The organism is Naasia sp. SYSU D00057 (assembly GCF_017916505.1).
Classification (GTDB): Bacteria; Actinomycetota; Actinomycetes; order Actinomycetales; family Microbacteriaceae; genus Naasia.
In genome coordinates this window covers 82,038-96,876 of sequence record NZ_JAFMSZ010000002.1, presented here as the reverse complement: position 1 = coordinate 96,876, position 14,839 = coordinate 82,038, and the positions used below count along the sequence as shown (strand labels likewise).

At 70.9% G+C, this 14,839-nt stretch carries 15 protein-coding genes; 7 read left to right on the top strand and 8 right to left on the bottom strand.

Annotated features, from left to right (window positions below; translation table 11 throughout):
- Nucleotides 1-2: 2 nt before the first annotated feature.
- From J3P36_RS07675 to xseA, 4 genes are read right to left on the bottom strand one after another with little or no spacing between them, the layout of a single operon-like run.
- The gene (locus tag J3P36_RS07675) at nucleotides 3-620 is read right to left on the bottom strand and encodes a carbonic anhydrase (protein ID WP_210507797.1); all 618 of its coding nucleotides are present in this window, start codon (nucleotides 618-620) and stop codon (nucleotides 3-5) included.
- Between the two features lie 35 nt (nucleotides 621-655).
- Nucleotides 656-1,294, bottom strand: a complete 639-nt coding sequence (locus tag J3P36_RS07670; RefSeq protein ID WP_210506878.1) for a DUF4245 domain-containing protein — start codon at nucleotides 1,292-1,294, stop codon at nucleotides 656-658.
- Nucleotides 1,291-1,509: an exodeoxyribonuclease VII small subunit gene (locus tag J3P36_RS07665; protein WP_210506876.1), complete on the bottom strand. Its 219-nt coding sequence runs from the start codon at nucleotides 1,507-1,509 to the stop codon at nucleotides 1,291-1,293. The genes J3P36_RS07670 and J3P36_RS07665 overlap by 4 nt, the downstream gene beginning before the upstream one ends.
- 10 nt (nucleotides 1,510-1,519) lie before the next feature.
- Nucleotides 1,520-2,743 carry an exodeoxyribonuclease VII large subunit gene (xseA, locus tag J3P36_RS07660; RefSeq protein WP_210506874.1) on the bottom strand — a complete coding sequence of 408 codons (1,224 nt, stop codon included), beginning with the start codon at nucleotides 2,741-2,743 and terminating at the stop codon, nucleotides 1,520-1,522.
- 89 nt (nucleotides 2,744-2,832) lie between these two features.
- On the opposite strand from xseA, the gene J3P36_RS07655 reads away from it, so the two are divergent.
- Complete coding sequence (locus tag J3P36_RS07655; RefSeq protein ID WP_210507795.1) at nucleotides 2,833-3,867, top strand: 4-hydroxy-3-methylbut-2-enyl diphosphate reductase; 1,035 nt, start codon at nucleotides 2,833-2,835, stop codon at nucleotides 3,865-3,867.
- 4 nt (nucleotides 3,868-3,871) lie between these two features.
- Entirely contained in the window at nucleotides 3,872-4,390 is a 519-nt protein-coding gene (locus tag J3P36_RS07650) for a DUF6264 family protein (RefSeq protein WP_210506872.1), read from the top strand.
- Nucleotides 4,391-4,586: 196 nt separating this feature from the next.
- Here J3P36_RS07650 and fbaA read toward each other — a convergent pair whose 3' ends face one another.
- Nucleotides 4,587-5,612, bottom strand: a complete 1,026-nt coding sequence (gene fbaA / locus J3P36_RS07645) for a class II fructose-bisphosphate aldolase (RefSeq protein WP_210506870.1) — start codon at nucleotides 5,610-5,612, stop codon at nucleotides 4,587-4,589.
- 130 nt (nucleotides 5,613-5,742) lie between these two features.
- Here fbaA and glpX point away from each other — a divergent pair, with 130 nt between their 5' ends.
- Nucleotides 5,743-6,729 carry a class II fructose-bisphosphatase gene (gene glpX, locus J3P36_RS07640; protein ID WP_210506868.1) on the top strand — a complete coding sequence of 329 codons (987 nt, stop codon included), beginning with the start codon at nucleotides 5,743-5,745 and terminating at the stop codon, nucleotides 6,727-6,729.
- 172 nt (nucleotides 6,730-6,901) lie between these two features.
- On the opposite strand, the gene rmuC is transcribed toward glpX, so the two are convergent.
- A complete protein-coding gene (rmuC, locus tag J3P36_RS07635) occupies nucleotides 6,902-8,368 on the bottom strand; it encodes a DNA recombination protein RmuC (RefSeq protein WP_210506866.1) in 1,467 nt (488 codons plus the stop codon).
- A 150-nt stretch (nucleotides 8,369-8,518) separates the two neighbouring features.
- On the opposite strand from rmuC, the gene J3P36_RS07630 reads away from it, so the two are divergent.
- Nucleotides 8,519-10,012: a CoA-acylating methylmalonate-semialdehyde dehydrogenase gene (locus J3P36_RS07630; RefSeq protein WP_210506864.1), complete on the top strand. Its 1,494-nt coding sequence runs from the start codon at nucleotides 8,519-8,521 to the stop codon at nucleotides 10,010-10,012.
- Nucleotides 10,013-10,228: 216 nt separating this feature from the next.
- Here the strand turns inward: J3P36_RS07630 and J3P36_RS07625 are convergent, their stop codons facing one another.
- Nucleotides 10,229-10,834, bottom strand: a complete 606-nt coding sequence (locus J3P36_RS07625) for a 3'-5' exonuclease (protein ID WP_210506862.1) — start codon at nucleotides 10,832-10,834, stop codon at nucleotides 10,229-10,231.
- A 168-nt stretch (nucleotides 10,835-11,002) separates the two neighbouring features.
- Here J3P36_RS07625 and ychF point away from each other — a divergent pair, with 168 nt between their 5' ends.
- From ychF to J3P36_RS07610, 3 genes are all read left to right on the top strand, one after another.
- Nucleotides 11,003-12,076: a redox-regulated ATPase YchF gene (gene ychF, locus J3P36_RS07620; RefSeq protein ID WP_210506860.1), complete on the top strand. Its 1,074-nt coding sequence runs from the start codon at nucleotides 11,003-11,005 to the stop codon at nucleotides 12,074-12,076.
- Nucleotides 12,077-12,280: 204 nt separating this feature from the next.
- Nucleotides 12,281-12,559, top strand: a complete 279-nt coding sequence (locus J3P36_RS07615; protein ID WP_210506858.1) for a hypothetical protein — start codon at nucleotides 12,281-12,283, stop codon at nucleotides 12,557-12,559.
- A 344-nt stretch (nucleotides 12,560-12,903) separates the two neighbouring features.
- Complete coding sequence (locus J3P36_RS07610) at nucleotides 12,904-13,332, top strand: N-acetyltransferase (protein ID WP_210506856.1); 429 nt, start codon at nucleotides 12,904-12,906, stop codon at nucleotides 13,330-13,332.
- A 12-nt stretch (nucleotides 13,333-13,344) separates the two neighbouring features.
- On the opposite strand, the gene J3P36_RS07605 is transcribed toward J3P36_RS07610, so the two are convergent.
- Entirely contained in the window at nucleotides 13,345-14,820 is a 1,476-nt protein-coding gene (locus tag J3P36_RS07605; protein WP_210506854.1) for an MFS transporter, read from the bottom strand.
- Nucleotides 14,821-14,839 lie beyond the last annotated feature (19 nt).

The window sequence follows — 14,839 nt, the reverse complement described above, 5'->3', positions numbered from 1 at the left end:
ACTCAGGCGACGGTCGGTGCGATCTCGCCGATCACGAGGTCGAGGCCGGCGCGGCCCTCCGCGAGGCGGTAGTGGGCTCCGACCACAGCAAGGCTACCGTCGGCGATCGCCTGGGCGATCAGCTCCGACCGGGTCATGAGCTCGGCCACGGTGTTGCGGAGATGGCGGCGGCCCACCTCCGCCGGGTCGACGGCCTTCGGGTCGATGGTGCCGTCCTCGGCGACGACGCCGACCTCGCGCACCGCGGGCACGATGCCCTCGACGAGGCGGCGGATGAGCGGCGGCAGGGGAGGCGCCTCCCCGCCCTGCGAGTCGATCGCCGCGCGCACGGCGCCGCACTCGTCGTGGGCGAGCACCACGATGAGCGGCACTCCGAGCACCGCGACCGCGTACTCGAGGGACGCGACGGACGAGTCGGTGACGACCTGACCCGCGTTGCGCACCACGAACAGGTCGCCGAGCCCCGTGTCGAAGATGATCTCCGCCGCGAGGCGGGAGTCGCTGCAGCCGAGGAGGGCGGCGGACGGGTTCTGCACGTGCGCGAGCTCGGTGCGGCGCTCCACGTCCTGACGGGGATGCGAGGGCACGCCGCGGACGAAGCGCTCGTTGCCGCGCACCATCTCCTCCCACGCCTGCGCGGGACTGAGGCGCGTGCTCACGAGGCGGACCCGATCGAGGCGGCGACCGCGGCGGCGAGCGTCTCGGCCTCCGCCGGCGACGCGGTGCCGTACACCGCGTAGATGCTGTCGTCGGCCGTCGCGGCGAGGGCGTACTCCACGTTGCCCTTCGCCCCGCTCTCGCGGTTGTCGTACACGGTCCACTCCAATCCGCCGATGCGCTGGGTTCCGTCGGCGCGGCTCTCGTTGAGCAGCGCTGAGAGCCAGGTCTCGTTCGCGTCGATTCCCTGGCTGAAGCCGAGGTAGTCGTTCTCCGGGGTCAGCAGGCCGATGTACCAGGAGCGGACCTTGTCGGCGCCGGTCCGGGTGCCCGCCGAGTTCGAGCGCCAGCCGTCGCCGAGCTCCGGGACGGCGAGGGGGACGTCGATCGTGCCCTGCGCGTCGGCGGCGACGGCGGCGTAGTCGACGTCGGGGGTGAATCGCATGTCGCCGCGGGGGACGACGAGCACGAGGCCGAGCACGACGACCAGCGTGGCGAGGATCGAGAGCCACAGGTTCTTCGTGGTCTGGCGGGAGCGGCGGAGGCGGCTCGCCTCGGCCTTGCGCGCCGCGTACTCCTCGGGGGTCTCCGGCCTGCCGAGCTCCGCGACGATGGCCGGCGGGCGCTTCCGGCTCATTGCGTGGGGCGCGCCGCGCGGGCGGCGTCGAGACGGGCGCGGGCGTCGAGGAGCCACTCCTCGCACCGGCGGGCCAGCTCCTCGCCGCGCTCCCAGAGCTGCAGCGACCGCTCGAGCGTCTCCGCGCCGTGCTCGAGCTCGTTCACGACGCGGATGAGCTCGTCGCGAGCCTGCTCGTAGCTGAGCTCTGAGACGGGGAGGGCCTGATCCGGCATGCCGTCCAGTCTATTCGCGGCCGCTGACAGGGCCGTCGCTCACGGCTCCCAGCGACCCGTCGGCGAGACGGAGCCGCAGGAGGGTGCCCGCGGGCGCCTCGTCGACCGTGCGGAGGACGTGTCCGTCCTCGCGGAGGGCGATCGCGTAGCCGCGCGCGAGGGTGCTCTTCGGCGACAGGGCGCGCAGCCGTCCGGTCAGATGGTGCGTCGTCGTGTCGGCCCGCTCCAGCTCGCGGTCGAGCAGCTCGCCGCCCCGGGCGAGGTACCGCGCGAGCTCGTCCTCGCGGCGATCGACGATCGTCACGGGCGTCGCGAGCGACGGACGGCTGCGCAGCGCGGCGATGCGGTCCACCTCGATCGCGACCGTGTGCGTCACGCGGCTGCGCATCCGGGCCCGCGCCTGCTCGATGCGGGCCAGCTCCTCGCTCACGTCCGGCACCACCCGCTTCGCCGCGTCGGTCGGCGTCGACGCGCGCAGGTCGGCGACGTCGTCGAGCAGCGGCCGGTCCGCCTCGTGCCCGATCGCGCTGACGAGCGGCGTCGTGATCGCGGCGACGGCGCGGATCAGCTTCTCGTCGCTGAAGCAGAGCAGGTTCTGGAAGTCGCCGCCGCCGCGCGCGACGATGATGACGTCGACCTCCGGGTCCGCGTCGAGGGCCCGGATCGCGCCCGTCACCTCCGCCGCGGCGCGGTCGCCCTGCACCGCCGCGTGGACGATCCGGAACTGCACCGCCGGCCAGCGCAGCTGCGCGTTGCGGAGCACGTCCTTCTCGGCGTCCGAGTCCTTGCCGGTGACGAGGCCGATCTTCGCGGGCAGGAAGGGCAGCCGCCGCTTCCGCTCGGGGGAGAAGAGGCCCTCGGCGCCGAGCGTCGCGCGGAGGCGCTCGAGGCGTTCCAGCAGGTCGCCGAGGCCGACGTGCCGGATCTCGTACACCTGCATCGTGAGGGTGCCGCCCTTGATCCAGTAGTTCGGCTTGATCAGCGCGACGACGCGGTCGCCCTGCTTGAGGTCCTTCGGGATCCGGCCGCGCACCGACGACCACACGCTGAAGCTGATCGTCGCGTCCTGCTCGAGGTCCTTGAGCTTGCCGTAGACCGTGCCGCCGGACATGCTCCACTGCGTGATCTCGCCCTCGACCCAGGCGGTGCCGAGCCGGTCGATGTAGGCGCCGATCTTCGCGGCGAGCAGGCCCACCGGCCACGGAGCGTCGGCGGTGGGACGGGCGTCGGTCATCGATTCCTTCCCGTGGCGCCGCTCTCAGCAGTCGCGCACGCGCGCCGAACTAGAATCCCGGGGTGAGCAACGCCACCATCGGCCTCGGCATGCCTCGTATCCCCCGGGCGCGCAACAGGCTAACCGATACCCCCGTCACCGGGTCGAAGCGTGTGCTCCTCGCCTCCCCCCGCGGCTACTGCGCCGGGGTGGACCGCGCGGTCGTCGCGGTCGAGAAGGCCCTCGAGCACTATGGCGCACCCGTCTACGTCCGCAAGCAGATCGTGCACAACGTGCACGTCGTCTCCGAGCTGGAGAAGAAGGGCGCGATCTTCGTCGAGGAGGTCGACGAGGTCCCCGAGGGCGCGCACGTCGTCTTCAGCGCGCACGGCGTCTCGCCGGCGGTCGTGCAGTCCGCCGCGCAGCGCGGCCTGCACGCCATCGACGCGACCTGCCCGCTCGTCACGAAGGTGCACCGCGAGGCCGTTCGGTTCGCGAAGACGGACCACGAGATCCTGCTCATCGGCCACGCCGGCCACGAGGAGGTCGAGGGCACCGCGGGCGAGGCGCCGGAGCACATCACCCTCGTGAACTCGCCGGACGATGTGCCGAACATCGAGGTGAAGAACCCCGACAAGGTCGTCTGGCTGTCGCAGACCACGCTGTCGGTCGACGAGACGATGGAGACGGTCCGCCGCCTCCGTGAGCGCTTCCCGAACCTGCAGGATCCGCCGAGCGACGACATCTGCTACGCCACCCAGAACCGTCAGGTCGCGATCAAGAAGGTCGCGCGGGACTCGGACCTCGTGATCGTCGTCGGCTCCGCGAACTCGTCGAACTCGGTGCGCCTCGTCGAGGTCGCGCTCGAGTACGGCGCGAAGGCCGCCTACCGCGTGGACTACGCGAGCGAGGTCAAGCAGGAGTGGCTCGACGGCGTCGCCACCGTCGGCGTCACGAGCGGCGCATCCGTGCCGGAGGAGCTGGTTCAGGAGCTGCTCGCCGATCTCGCCGACGCCGGCTACGGCGAGGTGCAGCAGGTGCAGACCGCCGAGGAGGACCTCATCTTCTCCCTGCCCAAGGAGCTGCGCCGCGACGTCAGCGGCAAGCAGGATGCGCGCGCCCTCGGCGGGCGCGGTCGGGACTGACGCGATGACCGATCGGCCCACCTCGGGACCGGCGCCCCGCTACGGCGAGTACGCCCCCGTCCCGCCGGAGCTGCCGGAGGTGCCCGCCGCGGCCGAGCCGCAGCCCGAGCCGGTGGCCGACACCGCGCCGGCTGCCGCCGGCCGCCGCGGGCCGACCTGGGACCGCGTGCTCACGATCGGTCTGCTCGTGCTCGGCGTGCTCAACGTGCTGAGCAGCATCCCGCAGTTCCTGCGCCTGCCCGAGACGCTCGACGAGGCGTACGCGCTGCAGGGCTTCGGCGACTTCACGGCCGACTCGCTCGCGTCCGCCGTCGGCGTCGGGATCAACGTGGTGAACGTCCTGCTGCTGCTCGGCGCCGTGGCCCTCTCGGTGGCGCGGCTGCGCGCCGGGAGGATCGCGTTCTGGGTGCCCGTCGTCGCCGGCGTGCTCGCGGTGATCGCGACCATCGTGCTGCTCGCGGTCGCCATGCTCAGCGACCCGACGCTCGCCGCCTACCTCGAGCAGGGCGGCACCGCGCCCTGACGCCCGCCGGGCCTCCGTGCGTGCATCGGCGGTGACGCTCGGACTCGCGGGGCGGCCGCCAGCAGGACTTCCTGCACTCAGCAGGAATTCTGGGGGTCATCCGTCCTGCTGACGGCGGGAAGTCCTGCCGAGCGCGCAGACGGCGACGGGGTGCGCCCTCGTGCTGAGGTCGCACCCCGTCCAGATCCAGCGCGGATCAGGACTTGGACTTGCCGTACGAGCCGAGCTCGCGGGTCGCCTCCACGACGCGCTTCGACATGGCCGTCTCGGCCGTCTTGCCCCACGAGCGCGGGTCGTAGACCTTCTTGTTGCCGACCTCACCGTCGACCTTGAGCACGCCGTCGTAGTTGCGGAACATCGTGTCGGCGATCGAGCGGGTGAACGCGTACTGCGTGTCCGTGTCGATGTTCATCTTGATGACGCCGTTGCTCACGGCCTCCGCGATCTCCTCCTGAGTGGAGCCGGAGCCGCCGTGGAACACGAGGTCGAGCGGCTTCGGGCCGCGGCCGTACTTCTCGGTCAGGCCCTTCTGGATCTCGCCGAGCAGCTCGGGGCGCAGGCGCACGTTGCCCGGCTTGTAGACGCCGTGTACGTTGCCGAAGGTGAGCGCCGCCATGTAGCGGCCGTTCTCGCCAAGGCCGAGGGCCTCGACCGTCTGCGTCGCGTCGCCGAGAGTCGTGTAGAGGTGCTCGTTGATCTCGTGGCTGACGCCGTCCTCCTCGCCGCCGACGACGCCGATCTCGATCTCGAGGATCGCGCCGATCGACTTCGTGCGGGCGAGCAGCTCCTGCGCCACCTCGAGGTTCTCGTCGAGCGGCACCGCGGAGCCGTCCCACATGTGCGACTGGAAGATCGGGTTGCGGCCGGCCCGCACCTCGTCCTCGGACGCGGCGAGCAGCGGACGGACGAAGCCGTCGAGCGCATCCTTCGGGCAGTGGTCGGTGTGCAGCGCCACCGTGATGGGGTAGTTCTTGGCCACCTCGGTCGCGAACGCGGCGAACGCGAGCGCGCCGGACGCGCGGTTCTTCACCGTCTGACCGGCGAAGTAGTCGGCGCCGCCCGTCGTGACCTGGATGATGCCGTCCGAGCCGGCCTCGGTGAGACCCTGCAGCACCGCGTTGATGGTCTGCGAGGACGAGACGTTGATCGCCGGATAGGCGAACCCCTCGTTCTTCGCGCGGTCGAGCATCTCGGCGTACTGGTCCGGGGTGGCGATCGGCATCGGGAGTTCTCCTCGGTCGGGGGCGGATCCTCGCCGCAGTCTAGCGAGACGCTCCGAGTCGGCTCCCGTGGAGGCGGCGGCGGGCCCGCCGATAGGCTCGGCCCGAGCACCGCCGCCAGAAGGAGACGCCATGGCCGACCAGGAATCCGCGATCGTCTACGAGCGCCCCGACCGCAACCTCGCCATGGAGCTGGTGCGCGCGACGGAGGCCGCCGCGATCCGGGCCGTCCCCTTCATCGGCCGCGGCGACAAGAACGCCGCCGACAAGGCCGCGGTCGACGCCATGCGCAAGTTCCTCGGCACCGTCGACTTCGACGGCGTCGTCGTCATCGGCGAGGGCGAGAAGGACAACGCGCCGATGCTCTACAACGGCGAGCACGTCGGCACCGGCAACGGGCCCTCCTGCGACATCGCCGTCGACCCCATCGACGGCACGTCGCTCACGGCGGCCGGGCGGATGAACGCCTTGTCGATGATCGCGGTCGCCGACCGCGGCTCGATGCTCGACGCCTCCACCGTCTTCTACATGGAGAAGCTGGTCACCGGGCCGGAGGGCAGGGGCGTCGTGGACATCCGCCAGCCGATCGGCGAGAACATCCGCGCCCTCTCGAAGGCGAAGGGCAAGCCGGTCGGCGAGATGCAGATCGCGGTGCTCGATCGGCCCCGTCACGCGCAGCTCATCGAGGAGATCCGCGCCGCCGGCGCCGGCACCCGACTGCTGCTCGACGGCGACGTCGCGGGCGGCATCAACGCCGCGCGGTACGAGACCCGCATCGACATGTGCGTCGGGATCGGCGGCAGCCCGGAGGGCGTCGCCACGGCCTGCGCGATCAAGGCTCTCGGCGGCCACATCCAGGGCCGCCTCGCCCCGAAGACCGACGAGGAGCGGCAGAAGGGCCTCGACGCCGGCCTCAAGTTCGACCACGTCTACGAGGCCGACGAGCTGGTCCGCAGCGACAACACCTTCTTCGTCGCCACCGGCGTCACCGACGGCGGCCTCGTCGAGGGCGTCCGTCGCAAGGGTCCGATCATCCGCACCGAGTCGATCGTGCTCCGATCCCGGTCGGGCACCATCCGCCGCGTGATCGCGGATCACCTCGCCGAGCGTTGGCTCTAGGGGGCGGGCTCCTCGTCTTCTGATTCGGCGGTGGCGGCGGGGCGGGGATGCCGGTTTTCAGCTCAGACATCGGCGGCTGCGCCGCCGAAACTCGCAAGAAAACCGGCATCCCCGCCCCGCCTCGCCTACGGCTGGCGTGACGATTCGAGCCCTTCGGCGATCATGGTGCTGGCTACGCCGACTGCTCCTCCGGATTCCGTCCGGCTTCGGGAGCGGGGACCGGGTCCATGAGCTCCGGCTCGTGCGGGGCGATCGCCTCGAGCTCGTGCTCGATCACCGCGAGGATCGCCGCGTCCCGTTCCGCGACCGCCGGCCCCGAGTCCTCAGCCACCGTGTCGTCCTCGTCGGGGAGGGCCTCCGTCAGCTCGCCCGCGGTCAGCTTCTTGGGCGTCGACTCGATGTGCTGCGGGGTCGGGATGACCTTCGACGGGTCGAGCTTGTCGAGGGCGCGGGCCGTCACGAGGACACGCCCCTCGAGCGAGCCCGCGAACCTGTTGTAGCTGTCCACCGTCCGCTCGATCGACTTGCGCAGACCCTCCGCGTGCTCGCTCAGCGTCGCGAGGCGCTGGTAGAGCGTCTTGCCGAGGTCGAAGAGGCGCTTGGCGTCCTCGGTCAGCACGTCCTGCTGCCACGTGAACGCCACCGTCTTGAGCACCGCCCAGAGGCTGACGGGCGAGGCGAGCGGCACGCGCTTGTTGAAGGCGTACTCCAGCAGACCGGGGTCCTGCTCGAGGGCCGCGGCTAGCAAGGACTCGCTGGGGATGAAGGCGATGGTGAACTCGGGGCTCGCGTCGAGGCCGGTCCAGTACGCCTTGCCCGCCAGGGCGTCGATGTGCGCCTTCACCTGCTTGGCGTGCTCGGCGAGGAGGGCGCGGCGGCGGCCGTCCTCGTCGCCGGTGGCGGTGACCGGGATCGCGCTCGCGTCGAGGTACTTCGAGTAGGGCACCTTCGAGTCGACGGCGATGGACTTGCCGCCCGGCAGCCGCACCACCATGTCGGGCCGGCCCGCGCCGGCCTCGCCCGCGATCGTCGTCTGCAGCGAGAAGTCGACTCGGTTCGTGAGCCCTGCCGCCTCCACGACGTTGCGCAGCTGCGTCTCGCCCCACACGCCGCGGGTGCTGTTGTTGCGCAGGGCGGACGCGAGCGACTCCGCCGTCGCCCGGATCTGCTCGTTGGACTGCCGCGTCTGGCTCAGCTGCTCGGCGATGGCACCGTACTGCTGCGACCGCTGCGACTCGAGCTCGGCGACCTTGCCCTGCATCGTGCGGAGCGTCTCCTGCACCGGCGTCAGCGCCTGGAGCACCCGGCTCTCGACCGCGTCCCGCTGCTTCTGCGCGGCCTGCTCGGACGCCTGCCGCTCCATCAGATCGCGGAAGCGCAGCTCGTGGGCGGCCACCTGCGAGCGCAGCCCCTCCGCGGTGGCCTGGATCGAGGCGAGCTCCCGCTCGAGCGTCATCTTCGCGGTCGCCTCCTCGGCGCGCACCTGCAGCAGCGCCGCCTGGTGCCGTGCCTCGACGACCGCCGGGTCGACGGCGACGGCGCCGGCGCTGCCGCGGCGCTTGACCAGGGCGACGCCGGCCGGGATGCCGAGGGCGACGCCGACGAGGAGGCCGAGGAGGAGGAACAGCGCGAGGTCCATGTCGGCAGTGTTGCGCGGAGGTCCGACATCGCTCTCGGCGACGCGCCCGTCCTCGCTTGCCGAGCGCGCGAACGAGCCCGCTCGGAGATCCGGATCCGCCCTCCGGAATTGCCCGGAAGCATCCGTTCCGGACCGCAATAGAGTGTCGCCATGACCCTCATCGAGCACTGGATCGGCGGCAAGGCGCACCCCAACGGGACCGAGCGCACGGGCCCCGTGTTCGACCCCGCCCGCGGTGTGCAGCAGCACGAGGTCGTGCTCGCGGGCGAGGCCGAGATCGAGGCCGCCGTCGCCGCGGCGAAGGCCGCGTTCCCCGCCTGGCGGGACACCTCCATCGCGAAGCGCTCGCAGGTGCTCTTCGCGTTCCGCGAGCTGCTCAACGCTCGCAAGGACGAGCTCGCCGCCATCCTCACCTCCGAGCACGGCAAGGTGCTCTCCGACGCCGCCGGCGAGATCGCACGCGGCCTGGAGGTCGTCGAGTTCGCCACCGGGTTCCCGCACCTGCTGAAGGGCGAGTTCACCGAGAACGCGTCGACGGGCGTCGACGTCTACTCCCTGCGTCAGCCGCTCGGCGTCGTCGGCATCATCTCGCCGTTCAACTTCCCGGCGATGGTGCCGATGTGGTTCTTCCCGATCGCGCTCGCCGCCGGCAACACGGTCGTGCTGAAGCCGAGCGAGAAGGACCCGTCCGCCGCGAACTGGATCGCCGCCCTCCTCAAGGAGGCGGGCCTGCCGGACGGCGCGTTCAACGTGCTGCACGGCGACAAGGTGGCGGTCGACGGCCTGCTGAACCACCCGGACGTGAAGTCGATCTCGTTCGTCGGCTCCACCCCCATCGCGAAGTACATCTACGAGACCGCGTCCCGCAACGGCAAGCGCGTGCAGGCGCTCGGCGGCGCCAAGAACCACATGCTCGTGCTGCCCGACGCCGACCTCGACCTCACCGCGGACGCGGCCGTCAACGCCGGCTTCGGCTCAGCGGGTGAGCGCTGCATGGCGATCTCCGTGGTCGTCGCGGTGGAGCCTGTCGCCGACGACCTGATCGCGAAGATCACCGAGCGGATGGCCGGGCTCAAGGTGGGCGACGGCCGCCGATCCTGCGACATGGGTCCGCTCATCACCGGCGAGCACCGCGACAAGGTGGGCTCCTACATCGACCTCGCGGTCGAGGACGGCGCCGACGTCGTCGTCGACGGCCGCGGCGTCGAGGTGGACGGGGAGGCGGACGGCTTCTGGCTCGGCCCCACCCTCGTCGACAAGGTGCCCGTCACCTCCCGCGTGTACACGGACGAGATCTTCGGGCCCGTGCTCTCGGTGGTCCGGGTCGCGTCCTACGAGGACGGCGTCGACCTCATCAACTCCTCCCCGTACGGCAACGGCACGGCGATCTTCACCAACGACGGGGGAGCGGCCCGCCGCTTCCAGAACGAGGTGGAGGTCGGAATGATCGGCATCAACGTGCCGATCCCCGTCCCGGTGTCGTACTACTCGTTCGGCGGCTGGAAGAACTCGCTGTTCGGCGACACGAAGGCCTACGGCCCGGACGCGTTCCACTTCTTCACCCGGCAGAAAGCGGTCACGAGCCGCTGGCTCGACCCCAGCCATGGCGGCATCAACCTCGGGTTCCCGCAGACCACGCACTGACCGGTCGGCGGCCGTCCCTCAGCAGGATCTTCTGCATTCGGCAGGACTTTCCGGTCCGGAATCTCCTGCCGAATGCAGAAAGTCCTGCCGAGTGCGGTCCCGGGTGTGCTGCTGATAAGCGCCGAGCTGGTTCAGCAGGCGCCGACGGTGTTCAGCAGGAACAATCGCCGCCGCCGTGCCTGCTGAGGACCGGTTCTGCCTGCTGAACCGTCGGACTCAGCCGACGAGGACAGCGGGCCGGTCGTCCATCGCCCCCGCGCCGATCCGGCGGATCCGGGCGCCGGTGGCTGCGGAGAGGCCGTCGAGGTCCTCGGCGTCGTGCCGCTTGGCGGCGTGGACGATGATGGCCGCGCAGGCCTCGGCGTCGGCGAGCGCGTCGTGGTGGCGGAAGTCCTCGAAGCCGGCGGCCATGGCGGCGACCGGGAGCTTGTACGAGTCGAGGTGATAGGTCTTCCGCGCCACCTGCAGGCTGCAGAGGTAGGCGTAGTCGGGGGCCGGGAGGCCGCTCGCCTCGCACGCGCCGGTGATGACGCCCATGTCGAAACCGGCGTTGTGGGCGACGAAGACGTCGTCCTCGGCGAAGGCGATGAGGTCGTCGAGCTGGTCGCTCCAGAGCAGGGCGTCGACGATGTGGGACTCGTCGATGCCGTGGATGCGCGTGTTCCACTCGGAGAACCAGTCGTGGCCGAACGGCGGGCGGATGTACCACCAGGCCTTGTCGACGACGCGGCCGTCGCGGACCTTCACCAGACCCACCGAGCAGGCCGACGCCCTCGAGTTGTTGGCGGTCTCGAAGTCGATCGCGGTGAAGTCCACTGGCATGAGCGCGATGCTTCCATCGCCCTCCGACGCCATAGAGACGCCCCGCCGCCGACTGCCGAACCGTCCCCCGCGACACGCCGGGTGCCCGTTCCGTCGCGAGGTGCCCGCCGCAGCCGCCACTCGGCACCGGAACGGGCACTCGTCGCGGCGACGGTAGCCTTGGACCCCGTGGCTCTCACCATCGGCATCGTCGGCCTGCCCAACGTCGGCAAGTCCACCCTCTTCAACGCCCTCACCCGCAACGAGGTGCTCGCGGCGAACTACCCGTTCGCGACCATCGAGCCGAACGTCGGCGTCGTCGGCCTGCCCGACCCGCGCCTCGACAAGCTCGCCGAGCTCTTCGCGAGCGAGCGGACCGTCCCGGCCACCGTGTCCTTCGTCGACATCGCGGGCATCGTGCGCGGCGCGAGCGAGGGCGAGGGCCTCGGCAACCAGTTCCTCGCGAACATCCGCGAGGCGGACGCCATCGCCGAGGTGGTCCGCGGCTTCGACGACCCGGACGTGGTGCACGTCGAAGGCGCGGTGAACCCGGCGAGCGACCTGGAGACGATCAACACCGAGCTGATCCTCGCCGACCTGCAGACCCTCGAGCGTGCCATCCCGCGCTACGAGAAGGAGGTGCGGGGCAAGAAGCTGGAGCCGGCCGTCCTCGACGCCGCCCAGAAGGCGCAGGAGGTGCTCAACGCCGGGAAGACGCTGTCGTCGTCCGGCGTCGACGTCTCGCCGATCCGCGAGCTGGGCCTACTGACGGCGAAGCCGTTCATCTACGTCTTCAACGTCGACGAGACGATCCTCACCCACCCGGAGAAGCGGCAGCAGCTCGCCGACCTCGTCGCGCCGGCGGAGGCCGTCTTCCTCGACGCGAAGCTCGAGTCGGAGCTCGTCGACCTCGACCCGGCGGACGCCGCCGAGCTGCTCGCGAGCACCGGCCAGGAGGAGAGCGGCCTCGACCAGCTCGCCCGGGTCGGCTTCGGCGCCCTCGGCCTGCAGACCTACCTGACGGCGGGCCCGAAGGAGTCGCGGGCCTGGACGATCGGCAAGGGCTGGACCGCTCCGCAGGCCGCCGGCGTCATCCACACCGACTTCCAGAAGGGCTTCATCAAGGCGGAGGTCATCTCGTTCGACGACCTCATCGAGGTGGGCTCGGTCGCCGAGGCGCGCGCCAAGGGCAAGGCGCGGATCGAGGGCAAGGACTACGTGATGCAGGACGGCGACGTCGTGGAGTTCCGCTTCAACGTGTAGCCGCCCCTCAACCGCCCCACTGCCTCTGGTGCTCTGGGACGTTCGCACAGTCGAGAGACGAATGGCACCCGCGCGGCAGCGGTGAGCGAGCGGACTCCTGACCGGGGACAGCATCGCGAGTCTGCCAGTTCTCCCTCAATCGATGCCGCACGTTCGGTAAGCGGTAGACGATGAGCGTCGTTACCAACGTGAAGGGACGACACCATGGGCGGATTTGGTCGGCAGGCTCAGAAGCGCGCGAACACGATCGGGACGGGCGATCCGGTCAAAGCGCTCAGTGACGCGGGATTCCGCAGCGGGTCGGCCTACATCGCCGGCTTCGCTTCGATCGGCCTCAGTCTGGCTGCATGGGCGATCTCTCTTCGCACCAACTCGGATCGTGCTCAAGCTGATCGGTGGGGAATCTTCATCGGTCACTGGGCACCCACGTTCTTCGCTCTCGGAATCGCCCTGAAGCAGGAGGAGCAAGAACACGCGCGTTGAGAGCGCGGAAGGGCAAGACCTCACCCGCCATGATCCTCAGACGGATAACCCGCTCCCACGCACCGTGGGTCAGGACGGCGAGGTAGTCGAGTTCCGCTTCAACGTCTGAATAGGGGCCCGGTCGATGGTCCCCGGCGTGACGGACCACGACAGCACGTGCTTCGGCTTGTGCCCGCGTAGGCTCACCCCACGACAGACAAGGGGACCCTCGATGGCGAAGGCGCTTCGTTGCCGGCTGGGGCTGCATCACTGGGTGCTGCAACGGGATGCCGAGATCACCTATGAGGCGTGCGCGAGGTGCGGGAAGGGCGGCCGCGACGTGATGGGCCCCGCTCATCCCGGAGATGTGGCGGGCCGGCCTCATCCACCGCGAGCCTGATCAGTCCTTCGAGCCGGACGTGCGCCCCGTGCTCTCGATCTCCTCAGCCTGCGACTTCGGGGCCATCGCCCGCTCAGGCGACGAGGCGCTGCTGGCTCGGGGACCCGATGGGGTGCTGCTCCGGGTGATGCTGACCGCGATTGAGGACGACGCCGTGCGCATCGACACTCTGGCGGTCTCGCCGCGAGCCCAGGGGCTGGGCATCGGATCGCACCTCCTCACCGTCGCCGAGCACATCGCCCGAACGGCGGGCCGTTCCTCGCTGCGGCTCTACACCAACGAGGTGATGACGGAGAACCTCTCGTACTACCCGCGCTGCGGCTTCGTGGAGACGCACCGCGCCATCGAGAACGACTTCCGCCGAGCCTTCTTCGTCAAGACCCTCACGGGCTGAGCGGCGCCCGACTCAACGCAACGCCGCAGCCGCCACCCCCGGCGCATCCGTGAACGCCGCCCGCGGGACGAACGCGAGCAGCACCGTCGCGACCACCGCCGTCACCCCGCACACGAGCCACACGGTGTAGTACCCGGCCAGCGACCCCGCCGTCGTCCCTGCGGCGGCACCGCCCTCCCCGATGAGGTGGCTCGCGAGAGCGATCCCGAACACGCAGGATGCGATCGCGCCGCCGATGGTCTTCACCGAGTTGGTGAGCCCGGTGGCGACGCCCGTCTGCAGGGCAGGGGCCGCGGCGGCTGCGGCGGCCGGCAGCGCCGCGACCAGCGCGCCCGAGCCGAGGCCGGCGACCACCATGTTCGTGATCGCCTGCGCGTACGTGTCGTGGAACGGCAGGAACAGCAGGTACCCGATCGCGACCAGCGCGGACGCGCCCATGAGGGTGACCCGCGGCGTGAGACGCCGGGACACCGCGGGGAAGGCGAGTGCCCCGGCGATCATCGCGATGAGGTAGATCCCGATGATCAGCGAGGTCGCGAAGCCCGTGGTGCCGAGACCGTAGCCGACCTCGGCGGGGTCGGTGCGGGCGAAGGTGGAGAGGGGCGCCTGTGCGCCGAGCACGCTCACGCCGAAGAGGCCCGCGGTGAGGAACACCGGCCACAGGGCGGGGGAGCGGAACAGGCGCACGTCGATGAGCGGGTCGGGCGAGCGCAGCTCCCAGCGCGCGAACGGCACGACGAGCAGCACGCCGAGCGCGACCAGCGCCCAGGAGAGCGGGTCGCCGACGCCGCCCAGGCGCAGGAAGCTGAGGCCGCCCGTCAGCGCGACGAGCGCGAGGGAGATGAGGACGAGCCCTCGGAGGTCGAGTCGGCCGCCGGCGAGATCGGGGGACTCGCGCACGCCCAGGCGGATGACGAAGAAGCAGGCGACCACGGCGAGGGCCGGGATCAGCAGCACGACGGGAAGGGGGAGCACGTCGATGAGGGCGCCTCCCGCCAGGGCGCCCGAGATGGCGCCGAGCTCGAGGGCCGCGACGAGCAGCCCCGCCGCCTTCGCCGTCACCGCGGCCGAGTGGCCGGCCGCCCGCGACCGCGACCAGATGAGCGCCACCTCGAGCGGCAGCCAGACGACGTAGAAGCCCTGCAGTGCCCACGCCGCGAGGAACACCGGGAAGGAGTCCGTGAACGGCAGCACGAGCGACGCGGCCGCGGTGATCGCCGTCGACCACAGCAGGATCCGCTTGTGGCCGACCATGTCGCCGAGCTTCGCGAGTGCGGGCACGACGAGCGCCGACAGGGCGAGCTGCGAGCCCTCCAGCCAGTTGACGTCGGCGTCCGAGATCGCGAGGTTCCGCGCGATGTCCGTGAGCATCGGCGTGTAGTAGCCCTGCAGGATGCCGCTCGTGAACTCGACGAAGGCGAGGAAGCCGACGACCGCGGCCAGCGGGCCGAGCACGGCGCGGTCGGGTCGGGTGGCGGCACGGGGCATCGGCGCTCCTCGCAGGACG

Coding starts and splice junctions, on each gene's coding strand:
- J3P36_RS07675 (WP_210507797.1), bottom strand. CDS start 620: ATGGTGCGCGGCAACGAGCGCTTCGTCCGCGGCGTGCCCTCGCATCCC.
- J3P36_RS07670 (WP_210506878.1), bottom strand. CDS start 1,294: ATGAGCCGGAAGCGCCCGCCGGCCATCGTCGCGGAGCTCGGCAGGCCG.
- J3P36_RS07665 (WP_210506876.1), bottom strand. CDS start 1,509: ATGCCGGATCAGGCCCTCCCCGTCTCAGAGCTCAGCTACGAGCAGGCT.
- xseA (WP_210506874.1), bottom strand. CDS start 2,743: ATGACCGACGCCCGTCCCACCGCCGACGCTCCGTGGCCGGTGGGCCTG.
- J3P36_RS07655 (WP_210507795.1), top strand. CDS start 2,833: ATGCCTCGTATCCCCCGGGCGCGCAACAGGCTAACCGATACCCCCGTC.
- J3P36_RS07650 (WP_210506872.1), top strand. CDS start 3,872: ATGACCGATCGGCCCACCTCGGGACCGGCGCCCCGCTACGGCGAGTAC.
- fbaA (WP_210506870.1), bottom strand. CDS start 5,612: ATGCCGATCGCCACCCCGGACCAGTACGCCGAGATGCTCGACCGCGCG.
- glpX (WP_210506868.1), top strand. CDS start 5,743: ATGGCCGACCAGGAATCCGCGATCGTCTACGAGCGCCCCGACCGCAAC.
- rmuC (WP_210506866.1), bottom strand. CDS start 8,368: ATGGACCTCGCGCTGTTCCTCCTCCTCGGCCTCCTCGTCGGCGTCGCC.
- J3P36_RS07630 (WP_210506864.1), top strand. CDS start 8,519: ATGACCCTCATCGAGCACTGGATCGGCGGCAAGGCGCACCCCAACGGG.
- J3P36_RS07625 (WP_210506862.1), bottom strand. CDS start 10,834: ATGCCAGTGGACTTCACCGCGATCGACTTCGAGACCGCCAACAACTCG.
- J3P36_RS07615 (WP_210506858.1), top strand. CDS start 12,281: ATGGGCGGATTTGGTCGGCAGGCTCAGAAGCGCGCGAACACGATCGGG.
- J3P36_RS07610 (WP_210506856.1), top strand. CDS start 12,904: ATGTGGCGGGCCGGCCTCATCCACCGCGAGCCTGATCAGTCCTTCGAG.
- J3P36_RS07605 (WP_210506854.1), bottom strand. CDS start 14,820: ATGCCCCGTGCCGCCACCCGACCCGACCGCGCCGTGCTCGGCCCGCTG.